Raw genomic sequence first — 26,363 nt, 5'->3', positions numbered from 1 at the left:
CGATACTTCGCGTTCTTAGCCTGTCAGAGCAGCGGCTTCCCGCGCAAGTTCGACGACCTTCTGCTCATCCACTGGACCGCGGGGTGCCACCCAGCTTCCCCCAACGCATAGCACCGAATCGAAAGCCAGCCACTCGGACGCATTGGATATCGATATGCCCCCTGTTGGACAGAACCGGCACTGTCCGAAGGGCGCTGCGAGTGCCTTCAGGGCAGGCAGACCGCCTGCAGCCATGGCCGGGAAGAACTTGAAATGCGTCAGCCCGAGATCGAGTCCGCGCATGATGTCACCCGCGTTGGCGATGCCGGGTAGGAAGGGAATGCGTTCGCCCACGGCCGCTTTGCCGAGCGGCTCGGTGAGGCCGGGCGAAACGATAAACTTGCTACCAGCATCAATCGCATCAGCGAGATCCTGCTGATTGGTAACCGTGCCCGCCCCGACGATGGCGCCGTCGACTTTGCTCATTGCGCGGATAGCTTCGAGTGCGACCGGTGTTCGCAGAGTCACTTCAAGAACCGACAGGCCGCCTGCGACCAAAGCGCGCGCGAGCGGTTCGGCCTGCTCCAGTTCGTCGACCACGATCACTGGGATAACGGGGGCGGTCCGCATGATATCGGCAATAGTCATGAGTGTTCCCTCACGAATGCGGCAGCCGCGCCGAACAGGCCGGGCTGGGGATGAGTAATGAGTTTTACGGGGATCGAGGCCATCAGTTCCTGAAATCGGCCCTTGGCCTTGAATCTCTCCGAGAAGCCGGACTTGAGCAGGGTCTCGCGGATGCGGTAACCGAGGCCGCCAGCAATCACGACACCCCCAAATCCGCCCTGAGCGAGCGCAATATCGCCAGCCACGCTGCCGAGCGACATACAGAAGCGGTCGACCGCCGCCGCTGCCAGGCTGTCGCTGCCATCCTGCCCGCGTTTCCATATGGCGATGTCGTCTTCTTCGGCTACCGGCTTGCCTTCCATAGAGGCAAGCGCTTGATAGATATCGGAGATGGCCGGGCCTGCCACAACACGTTCGATCGAGACGCGGGTGTGGCGCTTGCGCAAACGTGCCAGTATGGCATCGTCGATCTGATCCAGCGGGGCGAAATCGATATGTCCACCCTCCGTGGCTGAAACGCGATAGGTGCCGTCAGGTTCGCGGTAGAGATGCGCAACGCCCAGGCCTGTTCCCGGTCCGAGCACACTCAGGCGTCCGGTTGGAGCGAGCGGCTTATCCGGGCCCGTTAGGTGAATGAACTGGTCGTCATCGACGCGCGCCACAGCGTGGGCCACGGCCTCGAAATCGTTGACGATGCAGTAATCTTCGACTCCCAGCTTTTCCCTAACCATAGCCGGACGGATGATCCACGGATTGTTGGTGAAGCGTATTACGTCGCCACCGACTGGACCAGCGATGGCCATCGACACACGGGGAGGAAGGGTGCCGCCCATGCGATCGCGAAAGTCTTCCCACGCAGTCTGGAAGCTGGCATGATCTTCGGTGTGGAGCGTTTCCGGTTCGCCCAGACTTATCGTGCCATCGTCGTCGACGAATGCGATGGCAAATCGAGCGTGGGTACCACCGATATCGACGCTGACCAATTCCATGCTCACAGCCCGGCGATCGCCATCATAGAGGACGCTCCCTGTTCGGCGCTGTCTGCATTATTACGGAACATGGCAAAGAGTTCACGGCCCATGCCCTGATCGGGTGCAGGTGCGGGTGCTGGCTCGCGAGCATCGATGTCCGCATCGGTCGAAAGCTGCCCCGTCGCCGCGCACACCCGTACTTCGTCGCCATCACGCAGCTTCGAAAGCGGTCCGCCGCCCAGCGCCTCCGGAGTGCAATGGATCGCCGCTGGAACTTTGCCCGACGCACCGGACATGCGCCCGTCGGTAACCAGTGCGACCATGTATCCGCGGTCCTGCAAGACACCAAGAGCAGGGGTGAGTTTGTGCAGTTCCGGCATGCCGTTGGCGCGTGGGCCTTGGAACCGAACCACCACCACGACGTCGCGGTCGAGTTCGCCCTTCTTGAAGGCTTCGTTGACCTCGCGCTGCGTTTCGAAAACGCGACATGGTGCCTCGACCGTCCAGCGCTCACGTTCGACGGCGGAGGACTTGAAGCAGGCGCGGCCCAGATTGCCCTCGACGAGGCGCATGCCGCCGTCTGGCTGGAAGGGGGCGGTGGCCGAGCGAAGCATTTCGGGGTCGCCGGAAGGCCCGGGATCGCGCCATGTCAGCGTGTCCCCATTCATCCCGGGCTCCTTGCTGTAGCTTGCAAAGCCGCCATCCCAGACCGTCAGGATGTCTGGATGGGCAAGCCCCTCGTCGAGAAGTGTGCCGATGACAAAACCCATGCCGCCGGCCTCATGGAAATGGTTCACGTCACCCGAGCCGTTGGGATAGACGCGGGCCACCAGCGGTATTGCGCTGGAAAGTTCGGAAAGATCGTTCCAGTCGAACTTGATCCCGGCAGCGCGCGCCATGGCGGGAATATGGATTGCATGGTTGGTAGAGCCACCGGTGGCGAGCAAGCCGATGGCGGCATTGACGATGGCCTTCTCGTCGACAACTCGAGCGAGGGGACGGAAATCCTCCGCAGCTTTGCCTATCGCCGCGAGCCGGTGTGTGGCTGCGCGGCTAAGTTCCTGCCTGAGCTTTGCACCTGGCTGGACGAAAGCCGCACCAGGCACATGAAGGCCCATCATCTCCATCATCATCTGGTTCGAGTTCGCAGTACCGTAGAACGTACAGGTGCCCGGCGAATGGTAGCTGCCCATCTCGCTCGCGAGCAGTTCGTCGCGCGAGGCCTTGCCTTCGGCATAGAGCTGGCGAACGCGCTGCTTTTCCTTGTTTGGAATACCGGTGCCCATCGGCCCCGAAGGCACGAAGATCGCGGGCAGATGGCCGAAGCGCAGCGCGCCCATCAGCAGGCCCGGCACAATCTTGTCGCAAATTCCCAGCAGCGCCACACCGTCATACATCGCATGGCTCAGCGCAATCGCGGTCGACAACGCAATCGTGTCGCGGCTGAACAGCGAGAGCTCCATGCCCGCTTCGCCCTGTGTCACGCCATCGCACATGGCCGGTGTGCCGCCCGCAACCTGAACCGTTGCGCCGACCTCGCGCGCCCAGATCTTCATCCGCTCCGGATAGCGATAATAGGGCTGATGGGCCGACAACATGTCATTATACGCGGTTACAACGCCGATGTTCGGCCCTTGTGCCGCCCTGATCGCTTCCTGGTCTTCCTCCGCTCCCGCAAAAGCGTGTGCAAGGTTCGAACACGACAGCGAACCCCGATTGACTTGCCGCTCGCCTTCGCGGTCCATCAGGTTGAGATAATCCGCGCGGCTCTGACGCGAATTCTCGATCACCCGCCGCGTGACGCGGTGGACGGTGTCGTTGAGTGGTTTACTCGTCATGCCAGCTTACCCCGTCGCGTTCGGCGAGGGCGATGGCGGCGCTTGGCCCCCAACTACCCGCGCCGTAGGTTTTCGGCTTGATGTCCTCCGCCTCCCACAGAGTCCGGATCGCATCGACCCATTCCCATTGCGCCTCCACCTCGTCGCGACGAACGAACAATGTCTGGTCGCCTTCGATCAGGTCCAGCAGCAGGCGTTCGTAGGCGATACGGCGTACCGTGCCGGAAAAGGCATCGGGCATGGCAATGTCGAGTGGGATCTGGCGCAGGCGAATGCCTTCGCGGTCGAGCCCCGGCACCTTGGCCATCATCGACAGCTGGACGTTTTCTTCCGGCTGTATGCCGATGAGGAGGCGGTTGGGTCTGGTCGTCGCTCCGCGCCCGGCAAAGATCGAATGCGGAATGCAGCGGAACTGGATGACGATTTCGGTGACGCGTTCGGGCAGGCGCTTGCCGGTTCGCAAGTAGAAGGGAACCCCTTTCCAGCGCCAGTTGTCGACATGCGCCTTCAGAGCGACGAACGTCTCCGTATCGCTGTCCTTGCCCAATTCCTCGTCATAGCCGGGCACCGCCCCGCCGTTGACGGCACCGGCGCGATACTGGCCGGTAACCGTTTCGTCGGCGCCGACCGGGCGCAGAGCCCGCAACACCTTGACCTTTTCGTCGCGTACCGCGGTGGAATCGAAACTTGTCGGAGGTTCCATCGCAACGAGCGCGAGCAATTGCAGCATGTGATTCTGGACCATATCGCGCAGGGCGCCGCTATCGTCGTAATAGGCGACACGCGATTCCAGCCCGACGGTTTCGGCCACGGTGATCTGAACATGATCGATGTAGTTCGAATTCCACACCGGCTCGAGCAGAATATTGGCGAAACGCATTGCCAGAAGGTTCTGCACCGTCTCCTTGCCGAGATAATGATCGATACGGAAGATACGATCCTCGCTGAACGCCTTCGCGACGGCATCGTTGATTTCCTTGCTCGATGCGAGATCGTTGCCGAGAGGCTTTTCCAAACCGATGCGCACATTGCCCTTGGTCAATCCGGCATGGACCAAACCATCGATGGTGGGTTCGAACAGGCTGGGTGCCGTCGACAGGAATATGGCCAGCCCCTTATTGTACTCGCCTACTTCACGGGCCAGTTGGTCATAGCCGTCGATCGTCGTCGCATCGACAGGCACGTAGCTGAGCCGATTGAGGAATTCGGCCACGCCACCACGGCGATGATCGGGTAGGTACTTCTCCAGCGCCTCGCGAGCGAAGTCCCGATATTCCTGCGTAGACATCCCCGAACGGGCGGTGCCGACGATCTTCAACTCGGGTTCGAGCAGGCCATCGGCGTCGAGCGCGCATAGCGAGGGGAGCAGCATGCGCTGCGCAAGGTCGCCGGTCGCCCCGAACAGCAAGAGGCGGTCTGCGGTGATGTTCATGCGACGGGCCACGCAATCATTGTCATGTCTCTCCTGCTGGCTGCGCCTATCAGGGCGAAGGAATGCACACCAGCCGGCTGCATTCCTATTCTTTTGTGACGCGGACCGAGCTCGAACGGAAATCGTTGGGTCCGAAACTGGTCAGGAAGCTGACATCGGCGGCGTCGCGGCCGACGCCGATCTTAACCGTATCGGCCGGGTCGGCCATGCCGGTCGCATCGACGATCTGCCAGATGCCGCCATCCGGTGTGTAAGGGTCGGCCAGGAAGACCTCGGCCACGGCGTGAAAATCCGGTGGATCGACACCCGGCGCATAGCAGGCGACGTAGCGCGCCGGTATCGTGCTGGCCCGAGCGAGCGTTACAAGCATATGCGCATAGTCGCGACAGATGCCCTCGCGGACAATGAAGCTTTCCGCAGCCCCAGTCGCTGTAGTCGAACTGCCGGGGACATACGTGAAGTTGTCGTAAATCCAGTCGCGGATCGCGGCGATGCGTGCGCCGCCGCTCAAGTTTGAAAAACGCGCATCGACGAAGGGTTGGAAGGCATCGGCGGGGCAATAGCGGCTATCGAACAGGTACTCCACCGTTCCGCCGGGCATGTTGTGTGGCGATAGGGCGGCAAAGTTTTCAAGAGGTTCGAGCTGGCGGGTCAATTCGACTTTTGCCCGGTAGGCAACTTCGAAATTGCCCTCGGCGCGGATCCAGATGCGTTCGCCAATCTCGTCCTGTGCAGGGACGCGCGCGCAATGCTCGCTAGTGCTGAGCCGCGTGCTGTTCGCAAGGATTTTTTGTTCTGGAATCTCGGCCGCTTCAAACTGCAAAAGCACATCGGTCGGAACGGGGAGGTGGAATGCGAAACGGGCTTCGATGAGGATCGGCATACGGTTTTCGAACGCGAGAGCCAGGCCTTCGTTTCGCCCATAAACGAAAAAGGGCCCCTTTCGGGGCCCTTTGAATTCTTCTCAGTCATGCTTTCAGTCAGAACTGAACAGCCATTTCCAGATGCTCCACATGGTCATACCTCCTGTTGGTTCAGGAGTTGTAATCTATTAACCATACTTCTTTGTAAAGTCTAAACCATGTTTGCGGCGGCCCTCATTCCATCGATGTCTTTTGATTCCAAAAGGTTAGATAGTGATACTGGCCGAGAAAAAGCGAAGCCCTGAACCTGCTGGCAACCGATTGCCTCAAGTAAACCAATGTCCTGAGGGTTCTCCAGCCCCTCTGCAACCACCGTGATTCGCGCTTCACGTCCCATCGCAGCGATGCTCGCGACGATCGCGCGAGCCTTTGGGTCCTTGGCCATGTTCGAAACGAACAGCCGGTCGATCTTGATCTCGTCGAACGGCAATTCATAAAAGGCTTCGTAGCTGGCGGAGCCAACGCCGAAGTCGTCCATGGAGATCTTAACTCCGGTCGATTTTAGCTCTTCAAGAATGCTTGATGCTACCGAATGGTCGGAAATCCGCGACGTCTCAGTGATTTCCAAGACAAGAAACTGAGGGTCGAAACGTGTAGCCTGAAGAGCGTTTCGTACTATGCCCGCAATTCGCATATCTCCGAGGAGTGTCGCGGAGATGTTAACGGACATGGTGAGGTTCTGGCCACGGAAGTGCAGTAGCTGTCCCGCGGAACACGCGCTTTGCAGGACGTATCGCGTGAGATGCTCCATGCGCCCAGCTTTTTCACATTGCTGTATAAAATGCATGGGTGAGATGAAGCCGCGCGCAGGGTCATGCCAGCGCACCAATGCTTCGACTCCAACGGTGGTCTTCGATCCAAGATCGATCTTGGGTTGATAAACGCAGTAAATTTCACCCACTTCCATGGCTTCGTCGATGCGCGCGCGAAGCGAAATGTCCCAGAGCAAATCGCTTTGCGATCCGGTTTCGGCGATAGCGATCGGGTTGTGAGCTTCCGACGTTTCTTCAGCTGCCGCAACCGCCGCGGCCAAGCGCGCAGCCGGATCTCCGTCGATGGAGGCGATGCCGAACGTGATCCCGACATCGACGGAGAAGCCCCCAACCTCAACTGGCGCCGCAAATATCGCTCGCAACCCTTCAAGATGGTCGGTAACGTCATCCGTGTCATCACTGGCGACATACCAGCCGAGGTGATGGCCATCGCTGTAGACGACCAGGTTCGGATCGGCAGCACGCAGTCGATCCACGAGTTTGAGGACATAGCTGCTCTTGTCCTCCGTGCGCAGCGTTTTGAGAACGCGTTCGTAATTCTGAATCTTTGCGATCACGACATGACCATTGCTGATCGTTTCGCGCAATAACCTTGCCTCGAGAGCGCGCAATTTGGGCAAACCCGTTTCGGAATTGACCATTTCCACCCGGCGTTTCCAACGCATGCGCGAGCGCATCGCGCCGTAGATTCCGAGAAATCCCAATGCGTATGACAGATCGAGCCGGACCCCTAATTTCGCCGCCGCGAACAACACGGCGGGGGCCAACAATACAATTCCGGAATAGGCCGGCCAGCGGCGGCGCCTGGCCCCACCGAAGACGACCACAAGTGAGAGCAACAAAGCATGGAAGGCCAAGACGATTGGACCTCGAATGTGTTGCGTTCGACCCGACTTCAGAGTCTCGCCGGCGTAAATGTCAACAAAACTAGCTGGGGCGTCCATTCTACCCGGTATCGGCTGCTGGGTCCCAGTTACCCGGTTGCTGTGACCGAGGATGACTGTCTTCCCTGTTACATCCGTCAGTCCATCGGACAGTCGATATTTGTTCTCAAACAAATGCTCGATAGGAAGTACTGGAATTCTCGTTTGCGAAAAACCGTAGTCGACTGAGAACTTTTGACCGTTTGCGCCCCGGATGCCCCCGATTGCGGCACCGAGGGAAGGCGTTAGTTTGCCGGCAACGTCATACGAATATTGGAGTTCCCAAGCGAGGCCGAACCAGTTGCGGTCGGTCTGGTCAGAAACGACCCGGAAGACCGATCCAGCGATGCTGGGCTCAGTTTCACGAACAAGGCTGCGTCCGTTGGACGCGACGACAATCCGATCAACCAGCGTGATGCGCGGTCCCAAATCGGCAATGGACCGCGATAGCCTTTGATCAGCCCGGGTGTCCTCAGACTGAGCGAAAGTGACGTCGAGAAAAACCTTGCCCACTCCTCGACGATCGAGTTCGTCGAGGGCGGCAGCAACGTCGTAGCGCCGTTGAGGCATATCAGGATCGTTCAACGCCTCGTCAGAGGCAACGAACACAATATCTCCTGAAGGACTGCGATCGGCAATCCGCGATTGAATCAACCACAAGAACTGATCGACCGGCTCGAACAGCAGAACAGCGAACATCGCAAGGCTGATGAGGCCCGCCCAAAGAACGTGGCGCAGGCGCTCGAACAGGCGCCCGCCAAAGAGGGCGCGCTGGCGGCCTAGGACAGTGCCGACAAAGTTCGAGGTGCGTTTGTCACCCATCGAACGCCATTATGGCGCTCTTAAGTTTAAGAAAGTTTTGACGACGGGCGCGGAAATCTACCGCGCTCCACGGACAGCGCGGGTTACGATGGTAAACTCGCCTTTAGGAATCGGGTCGGAGAGTCGTCGGTCCCAATCCCGCATCAGCATCAATAGTGCAGAATTTCCCTTTGAGGATGAAGGGCATAGATAGAGAGGTGCGAGGTTAGAGTTCTCGGTTAACGTCGTCTCGGCTTCCTACAATGTTATCACACCGAACAAATCATGCGCGTCGCTATCTTCGATTTTGACACTTACAATATCGCCTGCCGAAAGTTCCCGAGACGCATTGCGGAGGTAAACGGCGCCATCTATTTCGGGAGCATCGGCCTGGCTGCGGCCGGTGGCGCCGATGTCGCCATCCTCGTCCGGCTCACCGACTTCGTCGATAATAACCGGTAGCGTGGTGCCAATCTTCCGTACGAGTTTGGTGGCACTGATACGCTCGGTCACTTCCATGATCCGGGTATAGCGTTCTTCCTTGACTTCCTCTGGCACGGGATCGGGCAGACTATTGGCCTGGGCCCCTTGGACGGGTTCGAAGCGGAAGGCACCGACGCGGTCGAGTTGTGCCTCTTCCAGCCAGTCGAGCAGATACTTGAAATCGTCCTCGGTCTCACCTGGGAAGCCCACGACGAAGCTGGAGCGGATGGCTATTTGGGGGCAGATATCGCGCCAACCCTTGAGGCGCTCCAGCACCTTGGCTTCGTTCGCCGGCCGCTTCATCGCGCGCAGAACCTTGGGGCTGGCATGCTGGAACGGGATGTCGAGATAAGGTGTCAGTAATCCTTCGGCCATCAACGGAATGACGGCGTCGACATGCGGGTACGGGTAGACGTAATGTAGTCGCACCCACGGGGGCGTGCCATTGCCGGTATCGAGTTGCCCCAGCTCGCGCGCGAGATCGGTCATATGCGCGCGTACCGAATGCCCCTTCCACATGCGCTCTTCGTGGCGCGTATCCGCGCCATAGGCGCTGGTATCCTGGCTGATGACCAGCAATTCCCTGGTGCCGGCGGCGACCAGTTTCTCCGCCTCGCGCAGAACGGCATCGATGCGGCGGCTGGCGAGCTTTCCGCGCAGGTCAGGGATGATGCAGAAGGCGCAGGAATGGTTGCAGCCTTCGGAAATCTTCAGATAGCTATAATGGCGCGGCGTTAGTTTGACGTCGGGCTGGGGAATCAGATCGACATAGGGACCCTGCGATGGCGGCGCGTGCGTATGCACGGCTTCGACCACCTGCTCATACTGATGCGCTCCGGTCACCGCGAGGACTTGCGGATGCGCGGCCCGGATCGCATCGGCTTCCTCGCCCATGCAACCGGTCACGATCACGCGGCCGTTTTCGGCAATGGCTTCGCCAATGGCAGCGAGGCTTTCTTCCTTAGCGGAATCGAGGAAGCCGCAAGTATTCACCAGCACCAAGTCTGCCCCGGCATAGTCCGGGCTCATTGCGTAGCCGTCTGCGCGTAGCCGCGTCAGGATGCGTTCGCTATCGACCAGCGCCTTGGGGCAGCCGAGGGAAACCATGCCGACCTTCTTCTGGTCGGGGATCGGTGTAGTAGTGGCATTCATGATTGCGCGCGCCTCTACACCTCTGCGCGGCTTTGCGCTAGCATCTCTATGGATCGCGCTTTTTTTGGGGGGGAAAGTATGAACATATTCGACGTGAACTGGCTTGCCGTCATTCTTGCTGCGTTGGCCGGCTTCGTGGTTGGCGGGGTCTGGTACGGGCCTCTCATGGGCAAGAAATGGATGGGGGCGGTCGGCCTGACCGAAGAACAGATCAAGCAGGGCAATATGGGTCTGATCTATGGCGGTGCCTTCGCCTTCTCGCTACTGGCGAGCTGGACACTGGCGCATACATTCGCAACTTACGCGCAGGACCTGTCGGTCGGCGTCAAAGTGCTGACTGCGTTCGGAGTGGCGCTCGGCTTCATCGTGCCGGCGATCGGGACAAATTACCTGTTCAGCCAGAAGAGCAAGACGCTGTTCTTCATCGACGCGGGCTATTGGCTGCTGTTCTACATCGCCATGGGTCTGGTCCATAGCTGGATGGTCTGACGCTTCAGGTCCGTTCTTCTACCAGATCGTCGCGGTCGTGCCCGTCGCCCTTGGTTTCACCATTGGGCGTTGGGATGATTTCGACCACGATATCGCCCTTGCGCAGATTCCGGCACTCGTCTTCCCAGAAGCCGAGTGCCTTGCCATCGCGATAGACCCGCAGGCCGCGCCCACCGGTGTTGAGTTCGTTGATCGCCTTGCCGCATTCGTCGTCGGTTACCTCGCGTTCGACCAGTTGGACGCGGCCTGAAACGCTGGCAAGGTCAGCCAGGTAATCGGCGATATGTTCGCCTTTGGCGCTTCCAGCGAGCAAGAGGCCGGTGAAGCGCACGGGGTTGATGACATTGTTCGCGCCGGCCTGACGTGCGAGCGATTCATTGTCATCGGCCCTGACGACGGCGCTGATCGGCACATTGGGGGCGAGCGCGCGAACGGTGAGGGTGATCAGGATCGTCGTATCGTCGCGCCCCGCCGATACCAGCACGTTCTGTGCCTCGTTGATGCGGACGGCCTTCAGCGTCTGATCCCGCGTCGCGTCGGCAGCCATGACGTTGCAGCCCAGCGCTTCGGCTTCGTGCAGCCGATCTTCGCTCGGATCGATGACGACGATACAGGACGGGTCGGTTCCGCGCTCGATCAGCTCGCCGACTGCCTCGGAGCCGGAAATGCCGTATCCGAGTACCACAATATGATCCGATAGCTGTTCCTGGATGCGGGCCATGCGCCATTTCTCCCAGCTGCGCTTGATGATGAAATTGTAGGCTGTGCCCACGAAAATGAAGAACACCGCAAAGCGGATCGGCGTCACGATGACGGCTTCGACCAGCCGTGCACGATCGGAAATCGGGGCGATATCGCCGAAGCCCGTAGTCGTGATCGAAATCATGGTGAAGTAGACCACGTCGAGGAAGCTTACCTCGCCATCGAGATTGTCGACCAGTCCTTCTCGGTCCCACCAGTGGACCATGATCACGATGAATATCAAGAGCAGCGCGGCACCCAGCCGTATGCTGATATCGCCCCAGACAGGAATTTTCACCGCGCGCCGCAGCGGCTGGAAACGTGGCCCGCGATAGGTGCGCACCTGAGTGCTCGCTGCTATCCGGTCGACCTGTTTGTCGCTGCTCATGCGTGGACTAGGTGCGCGGGCATGCTCGCGACGTCAATATGACAAAGCACGGTCAACCGACGTAACGCTCCGCAAGCGCACCCAGTGAAGAATGATGGGTGAGGTCCAGTTGGAGCGGGGTGACCGAAATATAGCCTTCGTCGATAGCCTCCAGGTCGGTGCCATGGTCCAGCGTGTGCTCGATCGCTTCAAGTCCGAACCAGTAATATGTGAAGCCGCGCGGATCGCGGCCTTCGACGATAGTCCCGCGCGAATAGTCGTGGAAACCCTGCCGTACCGCGCGGATGCCCTTTACCTCTGACGGGGGCAGGGGCGGGAAATTGACATTGACCAGAGTGCGCTTGGGTAGCGGGGTATCGAGGAGCGGGGCGAGCACTTTGGCACCCCATTCGATGGCCGCGCTGAACGGCACGTCCTCGCCCATGCCTTCCTTCGAATAGACCTGGCTGAGTGCGATCGAGCGAACGCCTGCGAGCGCGCCTTCTATGGCGGCGGAGACCGTGCCCGAATAGGTGATATCGTCGGCCAGATTGGCACCGCGGTTCACGCCCGACAGGATCACGTCGGGCATGGCGTCCATGACCTTGCGCATCCCCATCGTGACTGCATCGGTGGGCGTGCCGGTGACGGAGAAGCGGCGATCGTCGTGCTTCCGCAGACGCACCGGCCGCGTCAGAGTGAGCGCGTGCCCCATGCCCGATTGCTCCTCGTCCGGCGCGCAGATCCAGATATCGTCGCTGAACTGACGTGCAATGCCTTCCAGAACTTCGAGCCCCGGTGCGCGAATGCCGTCATCATTGGTGAGGAGGATACGCATCAGGATTTCGGCTCCAGCTTGGTCACACCGTCCATATAGGGGGTTAGCATTTTCGGGACTGTGACACTGCCATCGGCGTTCTGATAGTTTTCCATCACCGCCACCAGCGTGCGCCCGACGGCCAGGCCCGAGCCGTTCAAGGTGTGGACGAAAACCGTCTTCTTCTCGCCCTCCGGCCTGTAGCGGGCGTTCATGCGACGGGCCTGGAAATCGCCGGTGTTGGAGCAGGAGGAAATCTCGCGATACGCGCTCTGTCCGGGTAGCCACACTTCGAGATCGTAGGTCTTGCGCGCGCCGAAACCCATGTCGCCGGTGCACAAAAGGATGCGCCGGAAAGGTAAATCTAGCGCTTGAAGAATGCGTTCGGCGCAGCCGACCATGCGTTCGTGTTCGGCTTCGCTGTCCTCGGGGCGGCAGATGCTGACCATCTCCACCTTCTCGAACTGGTGCTGGCGGATGAAGCCGCGCGTATCGCGGCCTGCGGAGCCTGCTTCGCTGCGGAAACACAGAGTATGCGCGGTCAAGCGGATCGGTTGGGCAAGGTCGGGCAGGATATCGCCTGCAACCGATGCCGTCAGGCTGACTTCGGATGTCGGGATGAGCCAGCGATCGTCCGTGGTGCGAAAACTGCCTTCGGCGAACTTGGGTAGCTTATCTGTGCCGTACATCGCGTCGTCATTGACGAGCACCGGCGGATTGCATTCGGTATAGCCGTTCTCGCGCGTCTGCTTGTCGAGCATGAACTGGGCGAGAGCGCGGTGCAGCCGTGCCATGTCGCCGCGCAGGAAGGTGAAGCGCGCGCCCGACAGCTTGGCGCCGGTTTCGAAGTCCATACCCAAACCCGGACCAAGATCGGCATGCTCCTTGGGTTCGAAGTCGAATTCCCGTTTCTGGCCCCATTGATGGACTTCGAGATTGTCGCTCTCATCCTCGCCATCGGGCACGTCATCGGCGGGCAGGTTGGGTAGCGTAGCCAGCAAATTTTCGAGTTCCGCGCCTGTGGCTGCGGCCGCCTCTTCCCATTCAGGCATGCTCGCCTTGATCGCGGCGACTTCGGCCTTGAGTGCTTCGGCCTTGTCCTTGTCGCCCTGGCCCATCGCCTGGCCGATCGCCTTGGAAGCATCGTTGCGGCGGCTCTGCGCCTGCTGGACCTTTGTGCTCGCTTCGCGCTTCTTGGCGTCGAGGGCGACGATACGGTCGGCCACCGGTTCGATCCCGCGGCGGGCGAGGGCTGCGTCGAATGCTTCCGGGTTGGCTCGGATATGGGCGATATCGTGCATGGCCGCGGCCTATGCCTTTTCGCAATCTCCTTGGCCAGTCACTTCCCGTCGCGGCCTTGTCCTTTTGCGGGCACGACTCTAGGCCCCGCACGTTCAGGGGCAATCACAAGAGCTTGAAAGGCCAGCCAGCTTGAACGACCAGCCACTCCAGCCTCCACGGCGTACGCGATTTATCGATATGGCCGACGGCGTGATCAGAGCGGGCCGGAAACTGGGTGCGGTCGGCCATGCGCGGCTGGAGAAGGACTTTCTGCTGGATCAGGCCATGCAGGCCACCGGTCTGGACGATTTCGGCGATAGCTGGTTCGAATGCCCTTTCGAGGCCCTGCTCGAAAGCGTGAATGGCGAGGCGCGGCTCAATGCGGCGGGCGACTTTTCCGCCATGAAGCAGTTCCACCACATACTGCGCGATCGGCTCTATACACAGATGTGGTTCCGGCGACACCCCGAAATCCTGGCCCGTCCGCTAAAGAACCCGGTCGTAATCGTCGGACCGATGCGTTCGGGCACGACGCGTCTTCACCGCCTGCTCGCCAGCGACCGGCGTTTCGCACATCTGCGCAGTTTCGAAACCATCAGCCCGGTTCCGCGCCCCGAATTCGAGCAGGTGCTGGCGGGTGAGATGGAGGACTTTCGTCCCAAGCTCGCCAGCCGGATCATGAAGGTGGCGCGGCTTGCCAATCCGCGGACACTGTCGATCCATCCCACGGGCCCGTACGAGCCCGAGGAAGAACTGGGCCTGCTGGTCGCCAGCATGTGGAGTATGAAGCACGATGCGCAGTGGCACGTGCCGTCATATGCGCGGTGGTGCGAAGGCCAGGATCCGGTCCCTGCCTATCGCCACATGGCCGATTTGTTGCGATTGATCGGTTGGTCGCAGCAGGAGAGCTCATTGCGGCCCTGGATCCTCAAGACGCCGCAGCACATGCTGGACCTGCCCGCCTTGCTCGAGGTTTTCCCCGATGCGCGCCTGATCTTCACCCATCGCGACCCCAAGCAGGTGGTGGGAAGCGCGGCCTCGCTCGCCTGGAACCAGACGATTATCTACTCCGATCACAACAACCCGGAACGAACGGGTCGCGAATGGCTGGGCAAGACTGCAAGGATGATCGAACGGATGCGATCGGCACGCGACATCATCCCGGCGGAGCGGATGATCGATGTGCAATATGAGGATATGGAGAACGACTGGCTATCGACGATGGCGAGGGTTTACCGATTTCTAGAGCTTGATATCGAACCTGCTCTCGCTGGCATGCAGCGCTATCTCGACCGCTCGGCCGATCTCAAGCGCCGACCCCACTGCTACAGCCTCGCGGAGTTCGGACTGAGCGAAGGCGATGTGAACGACCGGTTCGCCGACTACACCGAGTCATACGGCATACCCGTCGAAACACGCATGCCAGCCAGTAGTGCTCGCCGCGCCGCGAACTAGGAAGCGGCGGAGCTGTCGTGCCTCCTCTTGGTTCGCTGGGTCCCCCCGCAGGCCTCAGAATTTGAACTGGCCGGTCACGAAAACGCGGCGCGGGTCGCCGTAAAAGCCCGTTAGATTGCCCTCAAGACCGAGAACCGAGCCCGTCACGAAGTCGTAGCCGGCCACGATATAGCGCTTGTCGAACAGGTTCTTGCCGTGAACGCCGATCGACCAGCGGTCGCTGTCGTCGGTGTACACGATGCTCGCATCGACCAGAGCGTAACCGTCCTGGTCGAGTGGCCCCGGCAGCTCGAATTGGCTCGAATCCGAGCGCAGCGAAACCGAGCCGAGGAAATCGACGATGCCGCTGGCGACCGGCAGGCCGAGATCGAAGCCGGCATGGGCGGTAATGTCCGGAGTATTCTGGAACACCCGCTCGTCTGCGACGTCGTTGCCCAGCGCATCGATGAAGGTGTTGTACTTCGCATCGAGGATACCCAGCGCCCAGTTGAAGGTGAAGCGGCTGCCCGGTCCGGCGAAGTTCCTGCCCACTATGGCACGGCCCTCGAACTCGATACCGTTCACGTCGGCGTCACCGGCATTCGATGTGATGCCCACGAAGCTGTCGCTGACCCCATCACCGTCACTGTCGAACCCGACCGATCCGGGGATTTGGACATCGGTATAATCGCCCTTGAACGCGGCAAGGCTGACGAAGAGCCGGTCGTCGAGCAAAGAAGCTTTCCAGCCTATTTCAAAGCTATCGACCTTTTCCGGGGCGAAGCTTAGGAATTCGAACTGATCGTCGAAATCGATGTCGCCATCGCCATCGAGATCGGGTGCGGCGCTGGTCTGGCCGCGGGGGTCGAAGCCGCCGCCCTTGAAGCCTTTCGAATATGTTGCGTAGAACGTGTGATTGGCGTTTGGCTTGAACGCCAAAGAAGCGCGTGGCGTGAACTCTTTGAAGGTCGCACTGCCCAGGAAGTCGCTGGTGACGGCAATCGGAATTGCGTCGGACGGCGGGAAGAGGTCGGAATAACCGCCGATGAAAGTGGTGCGCAGGATACGGCTGGTGCGCTTGTCCCAAGTATAGCGGCCACCGAGCGAGAGACCGATCTGATCGGTGATATCATAGGTGAAATCACCAAATATCGACCAAGTTTCGGTATCGACATCGCCCAGCGTTTGCGCGTTGAGTCCCGGAAGGCCGACACCTGGCAATGCTCCGGTTGTAAACAAGGCAACGTCGAAAGCGGTGAAGGCGCTGGCATCCAGATAGTAGGCGCCCAATACCCCCGACAGGCGGTCGCCTTCGTAGAGCAGCTGAAGCTCCTGACTAAACTGCTTGTTGCGGTAGATCGCCGGCACGTCGAGATCGGCTTGCGGTAGGCTGTCGAAGTCGATCGGCGTGGTCGATTCGTCCTTGCGATAACCGGTGATCGACTTGACGGTCAGCGTGTCGCTCAGTTCGTAGGCAATCGTCAGGCCGCCGCCGTAAGCTTCGACCTCCTGTTCAACCACGTCCAGGCCTGCGCGCGTATCGTAGACATTGTCGAGAACGGGGGCGCCGCTGAAAGCACCCGGCAGCAGGCGATGCCCTTGGCGCGGATCGGAGTTGTCCTTTACATAATCACCGGAGAGACGGATGAAGAGCGGGCCGTCGTCGAACTCGATCGTGCCGCGGGCGGCCCAGACGTCCTTGTTGTAGTTCTCCACACCGTCCTGGACCAGATTGTCGCCGAAACCGCCGCGGGACAATCGCGCACCGCTGACGCCGAGTTTCAGGCTGTCGGACACCGGCGTCGAGCCCGTCACAATCAGATCGGCCTGATCGTAGGAACCATAGGTGCCACGAATTTTGACTTCGGTGTCGTCCGGTAAAGGGGCCGTGACATATTTGATGGCGCCGCCAATGGTATTGCGCCCGTAGAGCGTACCTTGGGGACCGCGCAGGACTTCGACCCGTTCGACATCGTATACATCGAGCACTGCGGCCTGCGGACGGTTGAGATATATGTCGTCCACGTAGAGGCCGACACCCGCCTCGAAACCGGCGACCGGATCTTGCTGCCCCACGCCGCGGATGAATGCGGTGAGGGTGGTGTTCGTGCCGCGGCTGACTTCGAGCGTGAGGTTGGGCACTTCCTGCGCGATTTCGGTGATTTCGAGCGTGCCGGTCTTGGTCAGCTGTTCGCCCGAAAGCGCGGTGATCGAAAGCGGAACGTCCTGAATGCTTTCCTCACGGCGACGTGCAGTGACGATGATGACATTGTCGTCCGCTGCGGCGGGCGTCGCGCTCGCCTGATCGTCCTCTTGTGCCGAGGCGGGGGCTACGAAAATCGCAGCGGTAGCGACGCCGCCAAGCAGGCTCGCCGCGAGGAATCTGATGGAACTCATTGTCGTTATCTCCCTCCCGATATCGTTATTGACTCATCAATACTGAAACCTGAACCACCTTTCAAGTTTGTTGTTGATTGCGAGAGTCTGCGCGGATAGCCTAATGGTAGCGGAAAGGGGTATTGCCGATGGCCAACGAAGGGACAGAGCTGGCCAAAGAGCCGCGCACCGAGCGCGGACGAAAGACGCTACGCAAGTTGCTGGACGCGGCTACGCATGAATTTGCCGATCACGGTTTTCACGATGCATCGGTCAGCGGCATAACCCGGCGGGCAGGCGTCGCCCTGGGCAGCTTCTACACCTATTTCGATAGCAAGGACGCGATCTTCAGGGCGTTGGTGTCCGACATGAGTGAAGGTGTTGGTCGGGCGGCGCGCATGGCGATAGCCCCCTCCATGAGCGCGCTCGAGGTCGAACGTGCTGCACTGCGCGCGTTTCTCGAATTCGCCGCCGAGCACAAAGAGATTTACCGGATCATCGATGAGGCAGAGTTTGTCGATCCCGAGAGTTATCGCGCGCATTACGAAACGATCGGAGCGCGGATCGAAGAGCGGCTGAGGAAGGGAGGAGAGAACGGTGAGTTCGCCGCCGGGCTCGGTTCACCAGAAGCGTGGGCGGTGATGGGGATCAACGTGTTTCTCGGCCTCCGCTACGTTATCTGGGCTCGCGAAGGCGACCCGGCTCTTGAGGAAATAGCCGGCCGTGCCAACGATTTACTAGCAAGCGGTATCGCCGCCCCGGTGGTTTGACGCATGGAACGGACGGCGAGCCGGAACGTTCTGCGCCCGAAGGAGAAATCGACATGATCGGCAAGATTATCGGAGCTTTCGTGGGCGACAGGATCGCCAAACAGACCAGCGGTGTTGGCGGCGCAACCGGCGCGGCCGTCGGTGTCGTGGCAGCGACCGTGCTACGCCGGATGAGCCTTCCCGCCATGCTGGCGCTTGGCGCGGGCGGTTATCTGGCAAAGAGATATTTCGACAGGCAGAGCGCCCAGGGCGAGACGAGCACGCCTCCGGTTGCCTCGACGGTGCCGCGGAAGACCAAAACCGCGAAACCCGCAAAGGTCGCCTGACACGGGGTGAGCCTATTGAGTAGGTCGCCCGTCGAGCTTGCCCTGCGTTTACAAGTCTCAACGACCCCCAATGGCACACGGTGACCCCCAATGGCACACGGTAATCGATAGGTTGCCGATCCACCCAAATAGAATCCCGGGATGGTACCATGCTTCGGTCGCAGCAGTCCGAATCCGCGGCTAATCCATTCTGAAGTACAGTCGCCTCGCCTGCATCATCCTCGCAGTGGAATTGCGGAAAAGTTCGAAGCCCTACGGTCTTGGCATTCAGAAAGCTTCGGTCAGATTGCCAATCGTCAGAACACCGTCGCCCGCTCTCACCGGCGGTCCTCTCAGACCATAAAGTGCGTATCCATCGACCGGAGCATAGATTCGTTCGACCTCTGCGCCGCTATAGTCGGTAATGGTCCCGATTAGATCGCCTTCCCAGACATATCGACCGTCGTTTGCGATCGGAGTGAATAGTCCTGAGTGAGAGGCCGACACACCGGTCGTGATCTCGAACATGCGCAGCGCCGGGGCCACATTGTGCCGAGGCCGCTGCCAGATACCGAGGATGGTCAAGGCGTTCTCCACGCCAGTGACGATGGCGTCGACGTGCTGTTCTTCGCGGCTGCCGTTCTGGCCAATCTCGACGAGGATCGTGGGAACGCCAGCAGCGACTCCCTGGCGGTTGAGCGAACGGCGGGTATCGATCTGTTCCTGCGTGTTCATCGAATAGCGCACCAGGTTCGGAAAGCCGAAGCCGCGCGCCACTTCGAGCGCCGTGTCGAAATCGGTCGAGAGCGGCCCGCCATAGATACCGATGAAGGCTTCGAGAAACTCCGCACCGTCTCCACTGTGAATGTCCATCAGAAAGTCGGCGCGCGCCACGACTTCGCGCGACAGGATATCCGCGATACGCTCCGTCTGGGTACCGTTGGGGCTGCCGGGGAAGGAACGGTTGAGGTTCTTGCGATCGACCGGGTTAACGTATGGCGTGGGTGCCTCGAACGCGGGAATGTTGGCGACGCGCACGATGACGAGGGTGCCCGATAGGCCCGCAGGATCGATCTTACTTGCCAACCGGTCGGCGGCAATAATGGACGCGAATTCGTAACCGTGGACCCCAGCCACGGCTGCCAGCACCGGTCCGGGCTTGCTGCCGTGGAGCACGGTCACCGGGATGAAGGTGCCGGGCTCGTCTTCTTGCGCCGGCACGGCCAGGCGAAAATCGCTCCGTGTCCCCGGCTCGATAGCGTTGCCGCCAATGGTGAATGCGTCATGTTGCTGTGCGAGGACGGGGGAGGCGAAGACGACCGATACAATGACAGTCAGAAGAATAGTGAGGCGCGTCGACATGGCTGCCAATGCTACCTTGATGGATCGTATTGCGGAAGGTCTTCTAGCCGGGCGGCATCGTATTCGACTTTGGGGAATATCAGTGCGTAGTGGAACCGCCGCAGGTCCTCGTGGAAGTCCCGAATTCGGTCCTCATAGGCGACCATCGCCATCGCATCGGTTCGGGCGAGTTTTTCGAATGCGCGCTCCACGAACGATGTGGGCGACAACAGCGAAACCAGTCCGGCGTCCCTGTCGCGCTCCAGCCTCGCTTCGCGGTATTGTCGCGCCAGGGGCGCGACGGTCTGATCGCCTACCTGCTGGAAGGCATAATACCATTTCCATTCAAAACCCTCATCGATGACGGAATCCTCACGCCATTCGGGATATTGCTCGACGAAGGGCTCCATCGTGTCGTCCTTCGGCAAATCCCAAGCGTCGTTTACCGTCTCGCGCTGGAGCAACAGGATCTCGCCGCCATCGGGAACGGGGTTCGCCGCCTCGATTGCCGCTTTCGAGATTGCGGGAACGACGATTGCGAGCGCCAGCCACAGGCCGATCAAGGATGTCAGGAGAACCGAAGGCGAGGCATCGATCCGGCTCACCAGTTCCACAATGAGCCACCAGACCAGAAGCGCGCCGATGACGATGGCGCTGGCCTGAAGTACAACGCCAGGGGAGGCCCCTTCGATCATCGCGCCAACCCACAACGGGATGAGCAACAGAATGGCAAGGCCGAGAACACGCAGGGTGGCACGGGGCAGCCACAGCGATCTCGGCGATCCGACCGTAGCGACAAGCAAGTCGTGCCGCCGCGCCGTGCGTTCGGATGCGCGCAGATCGTAGAGGAGTAAGATCAGCAGAAGCGGGGCCAAGGAGGCGGTCAGGAAGGCGAAGTCGAACCGTCCTACGAGGCCGAAATCGGCGTTGCGCGTATCGGCCTCGTGTATCTGTCCTTCAAGTGCCAGCATCTTGATGCGGTGCTTCCACGGCGCGGTGTCACGCTGGCCCACGGCAGCGAAAGCGAAATCGGACGGTGGCTCATACGTCAGATGGAAGGCGTAATAAGCTGCGCCGCCCCAGTCCTGCTGTGTCGACAAGGCGTTCGCGCGGTCGGCCGCGTCTTCCTCGACCAGCGTTGCTATAGTCGCGCGCTGCTCGCGCACCTCGGCAATCCCGAAGGAAACGGCAATCACCGAAAGGGCGAATGCCAGCGCAAGCCAGAACAGAGCGCCACGATCCCTGCGAAGAAAGCGTAGTTCACGGGTGAGAGACCTCAGCATCAGACGCGCACCTTCCGAGCCGCCCAGACGACAAAACTGCTGGCGATCGCAAGCCACAAGAGCAGGATGCCGAGCGGCAGCCTGGCGCGTCCCAGACGGTCCACGGCACTGTCGGGCTGGAAACGGAACTCATCCAGCACTTGCCAGCTTTCGGCGTTTATCCGCGCAGCTTCGGCTGATGCCGCGTCATTGTTGCGGTTCATGTCCAGCGCGTAGTCGAGGTCGGTCGCATGCGCCTGGTTCAGCGCCTGCACGAAATCGAAACGCAGATTCTCGCTCTCGCGCAGGAAGCGGTGATGCGTGGCAAGGTCCGTTCCGGCCAGCATGCGCGAAGAGGAGGCGATCGCAATGGTGGGCGAGGCAAGCCCGAACAAATCGAACAGGCGCGATTGCCCTGCCTCAAGCGCCATACGGTTCTCAGCGAAGCGGTTAAGCAGATTGGTCAATTCCGCCTCGGAATAGGTTGCCACCACACCGCGCCAGTTGATCGGCAATTCCTCGATTGTCTCGACGTCGTATTGCTCGAGCACCTGGGCCTGCAACTGCTCGAAGGCCGGGTCGGCGGCGTTGTGCCCATCACCCAGCTTGCGCTGTTCGGCGAGCATCACAAGGTCGCTTTCGATCTTGCCGGGCGCATCGATCGCCGCGCTGCTGGCGTTGATGGCAACACGTGGGACGATCAGTGCTGCGAAGAGCCAGACGAATACCAGCGCGCCGAGCGATATCGCGCGTTGCCGGATCAGAATTGATGCGGCCAAGACGATAGCGCCCCAGATGCAGAGATAGAGAAAGTAGCCCGCGACCAGCGATGCGGCAGCCAAAACACTTTCACCCAAGGTGACTGAGTAGGCAGCAACGACGATAAGCGGGATCATGAAGATGGCGATGACGGAAAGCAGCGCGGTTGCCTTGCCCAGCGCGAGCTTGGTGCCCGACGATCCCTGCGCCAACAGCACCGCGAGCGTTCCGCTTTCCCGTTCGCGCAGGAACATTGCGTGGCCCAGCACGATCAGAAGGAGTGGAAGCAGGAGCTGATAAAGACTGGCGGGCGTCAGGGCGGCAAATCCACCCAAGTCAGCACCGGCCTTGGTATCGGCGAACATCGCACTGTTCTGCCGATGTCCTTCAAGAAAGATCGACTGTCCCGTTACCGCATCGACGCCGGGTTCGAAGACAGCAAGCGGCGGCGGAGGGCGGAAGGCGTAGTGACCGTAGTGGACCATACGGTGCGGATGGCGATCGGGCTGGGCGAAGAAGGTTTCCTCTGCCGCAACCTGCTGTTCCATTCGCTGCACCTGCTCGTCGGCGATGCGATTGATAGTAAGCACGCTTGTTGCGGCCAACAGAACTGCAATAATCAGCGCAGCGGCGACCACGACCTTCGACCGGAGCCAGAGACGCCATTCCTCGCGCGCGATGCGGATGGCCATGCTCATGCTGCTTCACGCTCTGCAAAGGCTGCATGGACCGTTTCGGTGTCGATCCGTCTGCCGGGTTCGGCAGCGAAACTGCCGACCAGCTTTCCGCGCCGAAGGAGCCCGACACGGTCGGCCACCTGGCATGCGCCATAGACATCATGCGTCACCATGAGGATGGTCTGGCCGCTGGACGCGAGCGCCTTCACTAGATCGTGAAACTCGTCGATAGCGACCGGGTCGAGCCCCGAGGTGGGCTCGTCCAGCAGCAGGATAGGCGTTTCGCGCAGAAGCGCGAGAGCGATTGCGGTCTTTTGGCGCATACCCTTGGAATAGGATTGCAAGCGACGCGACCGCGCCTCCTCGGCCAGCGCGACGCGCTCGAACGCAGAGTCCAGATCGCTACGCGTAGCTTTCCGCCCCGCGAGATCGAGAAAATACTCGAGGTTCTCATAGGCCGTCATGTGCCCGTAGAGCGACGCGGCCTCGGGAAGATAGGCGATGGAAGAGCGCGCCGCGGCTACATTGGCGTGAACACTCCTGCCCTCCACCAGGACCTCGCCCGCCGATGGCCGCAAGAAGCCGAGAAACGTCAGCAAGGTGCTTGACTTGCCCGCTCCGTTGCCGCCGAGCAGCGCGAAGATTTCGCCCTCGGCGACGGAGAAGGAGACATCGTCAAGAACGGCGTTCCCTTCTCGCATGAGCGACAGTGAGCGTGCTTCAAGTGGTGCAGTCATGAGATCACCAATTGTCAGAATGTGAACTGGAGCGAGACGGTGGCCGTGCGCGGTGCGCCGGGGATCACCCAGAGCGAGGAGTAGCTGTTCGCAAACCAATCGGTATCGAACAGGTTTGTCACGCTGCCGTTGAGCAACATGCCGTCAAACAATTCGATCTCGCCGAAAACGCGAAAGAGCGTGTGATCGGGCAGAAAGAAGTCGGTGCCGGTGGCCCCCAGTCGTTCGCCAACATGCTGGACGCCGCCACCTAGCATTGCCTCCCGTTCACCAATGTTGAAGCGCTTTGAAACCTGCGCATTCAGTGTGTGGTCGGGTATGTTGATCAACGGATCGCCCGGCTCGATGACGAAAGAGAAATTTGGGTCCAGCACGCTCGACCGCGATTCCGCATCGACATAGGCATAACTCAGAAGGAACTCGAAATCGCTCGGGAGACGACCATTGAGATCCAGCTCGATGCCGCGGCTGCGCGCCTCGCCAATGGCTACGGAGAACCCGGGATTATTGATGTCGCTGGCGAGGACGTTGTCCTTATCCAGCTGGAACAGCGTGAATGTCCCAGTTACCGCCCCGTCGAGCAAGGTAAGCTTGGCTCCCGCTTCGATGGACCTGCTCGTTTCGGGATCGAAGATAACCCCGCTTACGTCGGTCCCGATATTGGCGCGGAAGCCCTCGCTATAAGCCGCGTAAAGCTTTATCGGATCACTAAGCTCGAAAACAATCCCAGCCTGAGGGCTGATGCGATTGTCGCTGCGATCGCTTGTGACACCGGTGATGTTGTTTTCGGTGCGGAGCGAAAAATCATCGTAGCGAGCGCCAAGGCGGATTTGCAGCCGATCGGTCAGTTCGATCTGGTCCTGGACGAAGAACCCGAAGGACTCCTGCACGTCCAGTCGGTTGTTCTGCGGTAGCGGTGTGGGAAGCGGGAAACGACCGTAGACCGGATCGAGAATATCGATGATGTAGGCCGCCTGCTCGCTCGGGCTGCTCGCTACGGAAGGCGGACGCACACGGCGGAAATCCTGAAAGTTCTCGAATTCGTCATAGTCGGCACCGATGAGAACCCGGTGCTTCAGCGAACCCGTATTGAACTCACCGCTGATCTCGCCGCGAACGACGATCTGTTGGGAATCGTAGAGTCGCGAACGACGCTGGCGCGAGAGGGATCGGCCATCGGTGAAGATCGGCTGGCGCGTTGTCGCCAGCTCGGGATCGGAGGAAACCCCGGTAAGCAGGGTATCGCGGATGCTTGCGCCGACCAACGCGCTCCAATTGTTGCCAAAATCATGCTGCAATCGCAGCTGATGGCCTTCGGCTCGGGCAACGTGATCCCCATCGCCGGGTTCGCCTAGAAAGCGTTCGCGGGGAACCGTGTCGAAATCGTTGTTGAGAACAACAATACCGCGGTCGAAGGGGACTTCGACACGGGTCTTTTCGAGGTCATAGGTGAGCCGGGTGTTCTCGCCCAGCGCCACTCCGATTGAAGGCAAGAAACCCCAGCGCGTTTCTTCGACAGTTTCCCGGAAACTGTCGGCATCCTCGGCATAGCCGATCAGGCGCACCGACACATTGTCGGTTACTGCCAGGTTGAGATCGGCTTCGCTGCGCAGGCGGTCGAAGCTGCCATACTGTATCGCCACATTGCCAAAAGTATCGCCGATCCGGGCCTGTTTTGTCACAAGATTGATGGTGCCCCCCGGCTCGCCGCGACCGAAAAGCGCGGCCGAAGGTCCCTTGAGGACTTCGATCCGCTCGATCCCGGCGGTGTCGCGCTGACCGCCAAAACCGCGACCGCCGTTGAAGCCGTTCACGAGGTAGCCGGTTGGTATGTTTTCGTCTCCGGCGAATCCGCGCACGGCAAACGCATCGAACAAACCGCCAAGAGTGTTCTGACGCGCGACGGAAGCGTTGAGATCGAGCACGTCGACCAGTCGCACGATCCCGTTTTCGGTCAGCGTGTTTTCCTCGATGATATCGATCGACTGCGGAATCTCGCTCAACGCGAAATCGCCGCGATAGGCTTGCCGCACGCCAGTCACGAGTATCGGGTCGTCCTGATCTTCTGCCACCCCTTCGATCTCGATGTCCTGCGCCGTAAGCGATGCAGGGAAGGCCAATAAGATCGTGATGGCCGGCGCAGAGACAGACAAACGAAAATCGAACAACGGATGGGTTTCCCGTCTAAATCAGGAGAATGGTTAAAAACTGCCGCACACGAAATTCGCGACTGGCAAATCGCGGGCGCGATATGATACAGCATATCATTAGGTCAAGGGCGGGATGTGCAATTGCCAGCGTTTTTTCTGCCTCATCCTCACGCGGTCCAAAAACGGAAATTCGATAGCGATGCCAGTAGCAATAGAGCGAGCCACGACATCCATGACAAGATTCGTCGGGCGCACAGTTGGCCGACAGATGGATGAAGGACCCCACGAAGAATATTTGCGTTCCATTCCCCGGCGGTGGGATGCAATTGCGGAGCCGCAAACCTGTTTGGTGATCGAACCCCGGAAGACTGATAAGGCAGGCGATGCGTCAGCGGCACTTCTGGACATTGAACCGTTTTGTCGCAGCGCTGCCGGGTCTGTCTCCGAGGCTATTATGCAATTGGCGGACCTTCCTCCAGCGATACTTCGCGACATAGAGAGTCTGGCGTCGCGCTTTGCAGACCTGACTGGTTCAAACCATGTGCGTATCCGCTTGGCGCAGATCGTCACGAACTCGTGTCGCAAGGTGCACGCCGATTATACCGATCTTCGTTTGATCACGACCTACGCAGGCCCGGGAACACAGTTCGCACTGGACAATAACCCTGATGCCGAGACCCTGCTCGATGTGCCGGTGGGACATGTCGGTTTGCTCAAGGGACGTCGCTACGGCGCGAACCATGCACCTTGCTATCACCGCTCGCCACCCGCGGCCGACCTCGGGGTGAAGCGGCTGGTTTTGGTGATCGATACGGAAACGTTCACCAGCGAAACCGAAAGCGGGTGTGGCGGTCAGAAAACAGGCAAGCTGGCTTGATGGCATCAGCATCGGCATCTCGGGCTTGCGCATAGTGCACTGCCTTCTATTGCCCCTGATTATCGCTCTATCTCCGGC

21 protein-coding genes are annotated in these 26,363 nt (G+C 60.1%); 5 read left to right on the top strand and 16 right to left on the bottom strand.

Features of this window, described 5'->3' with window-relative positions:
* Nucleotides 1-15: 15 nt before the first annotated feature.
* The 7 genes from eda to rimO all read right to left on the bottom strand — a co-directional run bounded on the left by eda (nucleotide 16) and on the right by rimO (nucleotide 9,902).
* Nucleotides 16-627 carry a bifunctional 4-hydroxy-2-oxoglutarate aldolase/2-dehydro-3-deoxy-phosphogluconate aldolase gene (eda, locus tag K3174_RS15015; RefSeq protein ID WP_221560207.1) on the bottom strand — a complete coding sequence of 204 codons (612 nt, stop codon included), beginning with the start codon at nucleotides 625-627 and terminating at the stop codon, nucleotides 16-18.
* On the bottom strand, nucleotides 624-1,595 hold the full coding sequence (gene glk, locus K3174_RS15010) for a glucokinase (RefSeq protein ID WP_221560205.1): 972 nt from the start codon (nucleotides 1,593-1,595) through the stop codon (nucleotides 624-626). Before glk ends, eda begins: the two co-directional genes overlap by 4 nt.
* Nucleotides 1,596-1,597: 2 nt before the next feature.
* Nucleotides 1,598-3,415: a phosphogluconate dehydratase gene (edd, locus tag K3174_RS15005; protein WP_221560203.1), complete on the bottom strand. Its 1,818-nt coding sequence runs from the start codon at nucleotides 3,413-3,415 to the stop codon at nucleotides 1,598-1,600.
* A complete protein-coding gene (gene zwf, locus K3174_RS15000; RefSeq protein WP_221560201.1) occupies nucleotides 3,405-4,847 on the bottom strand; it encodes a glucose-6-phosphate dehydrogenase in 1,443 nt (480 codons plus the stop codon). The genes edd and zwf overlap by 11 nt, the downstream gene beginning before the upstream one ends.
* Before the next feature lie 85 nt (nucleotides 4,848-4,932).
* A complete protein-coding gene (locus K3174_RS14995) occupies nucleotides 4,933-5,730 on the bottom strand; it encodes a transglutaminase-like domain-containing protein (protein ID WP_221560199.1) in 798 nt (265 codons plus the stop codon).
* A 191-nt stretch (nucleotides 5,731-5,921) separates the two neighbouring features.
* Entirely contained in the window at nucleotides 5,922-8,288 is a 2,367-nt protein-coding gene (locus K3174_RS14990) for an EAL domain-containing protein (protein ID WP_221560197.1), read from the bottom strand.
* Between the two features lie 237 nt (nucleotides 8,289-8,525).
* A complete protein-coding gene (gene rimO, locus K3174_RS14985; RefSeq protein ID WP_221560195.1) occupies nucleotides 8,526-9,902 on the bottom strand; it encodes a 30S ribosomal protein S12 methylthiotransferase RimO in 1,377 nt (458 codons plus the stop codon).
* Nucleotides 9,903-9,980: 78 nt separating this feature from the next.
* On the opposite strand from rimO, the gene K3174_RS14980 reads away from it, so the two are divergent.
* A complete protein-coding gene (locus tag K3174_RS14980; protein ID WP_221560192.1) occupies nucleotides 9,981-10,391 on the top strand; it encodes a DUF1761 domain-containing protein in 411 nt (136 codons plus the stop codon).
* Nucleotides 10,392-10,395: 4 nt separating this feature from the next.
* Here K3174_RS14980 and K3174_RS14975 read toward each other — a convergent pair whose 3' ends face one another.
* The 3 genes from K3174_RS14975 to serS are packed head-to-tail and all read right to left on the bottom strand — an operon-like array spanning nucleotide 10,396 to nucleotide 13,617.
* The gene (locus K3174_RS14975; RefSeq protein WP_221560191.1) at nucleotides 10,396-11,520 is read right to left on the bottom strand and encodes a potassium channel family protein; all 1,125 of its coding nucleotides are present in this window, start codon (nucleotides 11,518-11,520) and stop codon (nucleotides 10,396-10,398) included.
* A 52-nt stretch (nucleotides 11,521-11,572) separates the two neighbouring features.
* Nucleotides 11,573-12,337 (bottom strand): 5'/3'-nucleotidase SurE, encoded by a 765-nt coding sequence (gene surE, locus K3174_RS14970; protein ID WP_221560189.1) that lies wholly within the window; start codon nucleotides 12,335-12,337, stop codon nucleotides 11,573-11,575.
* Nucleotides 12,337-13,617 (bottom strand): serine--tRNA ligase, encoded by a 1,281-nt coding sequence (serS, locus tag K3174_RS14965; RefSeq protein ID WP_221560187.1) that lies wholly within the window; start codon nucleotides 13,615-13,617, stop codon nucleotides 12,337-12,339. Before serS ends, surE begins: the two co-directional genes overlap by 1 nt.
* A gap of 130 nt (nucleotides 13,618-13,747) precedes the next feature.
* On the opposite strand from serS, the gene K3174_RS14960 reads away from it, so the two are divergent.
* Nucleotides 13,748-15,052 (top strand): sulfotransferase family protein, encoded by a 1,305-nt coding sequence (locus tag K3174_RS14960; protein ID WP_247712220.1) that lies wholly within the window; start codon nucleotides 13,748-13,750, stop codon nucleotides 15,050-15,052.
* 54 nt (nucleotides 15,053-15,106) lie between these two features.
* Here K3174_RS14960 and K3174_RS14955 read toward each other — a convergent pair whose 3' ends face one another.
* Complete coding sequence (locus K3174_RS14955; protein WP_221560185.1) at nucleotides 15,107-17,428, bottom strand: TonB-dependent receptor; 2,322 nt, start codon at nucleotides 17,426-17,428, stop codon at nucleotides 15,107-15,109.
* 128 nt (nucleotides 17,429-17,556) lie between these two features.
* Between K3174_RS14955 and K3174_RS14950 the strand changes: the two genes are divergently transcribed.
* Both K3174_RS14950 and K3174_RS14945 read left to right on the top strand, forming a co-directional pair.
* Entirely contained in the window at nucleotides 17,557-18,177 is a 621-nt protein-coding gene (locus tag K3174_RS14950) for a TetR/AcrR family transcriptional regulator (RefSeq protein WP_221560183.1), read from the top strand.
* 53 nt (nucleotides 18,178-18,230) lie between these two features.
* Nucleotides 18,231-18,503 (top strand): hypothetical protein, encoded by a 273-nt coding sequence (locus K3174_RS14945; protein ID WP_221560181.1) that lies wholly within the window; start codon nucleotides 18,231-18,233, stop codon nucleotides 18,501-18,503.
* Nucleotides 18,504-18,770: 267 nt separating this feature from the next.
* Here the strand turns inward: K3174_RS14945 and K3174_RS14940 are convergent, their stop codons facing one another.
* Genes K3174_RS14940 through K3174_RS14920 form a run of 5 tightly spaced genes read right to left on the bottom strand, consistent with a single transcriptional unit; the run spans nucleotide 18,771 to nucleotide 25,411 of the window.
* Entirely contained in the window at nucleotides 18,771-19,844 is a 1,074-nt protein-coding gene (locus K3174_RS14940) for a M14 family metallopeptidase (RefSeq protein WP_221560178.1), read from the bottom strand.
* Nucleotides 19,845-19,855: 11 nt separating this feature from the next.
* A complete protein-coding gene (locus K3174_RS14935; RefSeq protein ID WP_221560176.1) occupies nucleotides 19,856-21,106 on the bottom strand; it encodes a DUF3526 domain-containing protein in 1,251 nt (416 codons plus the stop codon).
* On the bottom strand, nucleotides 21,106-22,536 hold the full coding sequence (locus tag K3174_RS14930; protein WP_221560174.1) for a DUF3526 domain-containing protein: 1,431 nt from the start codon (nucleotides 22,534-22,536) through the stop codon (nucleotides 21,106-21,108). Before K3174_RS14930 ends, K3174_RS14935 begins: the two co-directional genes overlap by 1 nt.
* 2 nt (nucleotides 22,537-22,538) lie before the next feature.
* A complete protein-coding gene (locus K3174_RS14925) occupies nucleotides 22,539-23,258 on the bottom strand; it encodes an ABC transporter ATP-binding protein (protein WP_221560172.1) in 720 nt (239 codons plus the stop codon).
* A gap of 14 nt (nucleotides 23,259-23,272) precedes the next feature.
* Entirely contained in the window at nucleotides 23,273-25,411 is a 2,139-nt protein-coding gene (locus K3174_RS14920) for a TonB-dependent siderophore receptor (RefSeq protein ID WP_247712219.1), read from the bottom strand.
* 265 nt (nucleotides 25,412-25,676) lie between these two features.
* On the opposite strand from K3174_RS14920, the gene K3174_RS14915 reads away from it, so the two are divergent.
* Nucleotides 25,677-26,285: a DUF1826 domain-containing protein gene (locus K3174_RS14915; RefSeq protein WP_221560168.1), complete on the top strand. Its 609-nt coding sequence runs from the start codon at nucleotides 25,677-25,679 to the stop codon at nucleotides 26,283-26,285.
* Nucleotides 26,286-26,363: the final 78 nt, after the last annotated feature.

Source organism: Qipengyuania qiaonensis, assembly GCF_019711515.1.
GTDB classification, from domain to species: Bacteria; Pseudomonadota; Alphaproteobacteria; order Sphingomonadales; family Sphingomonadaceae; genus Qipengyuania; species Qipengyuania qiaonensis.
This window is presented reverse-complemented; position numbering and strand designations above follow the sequence as displayed.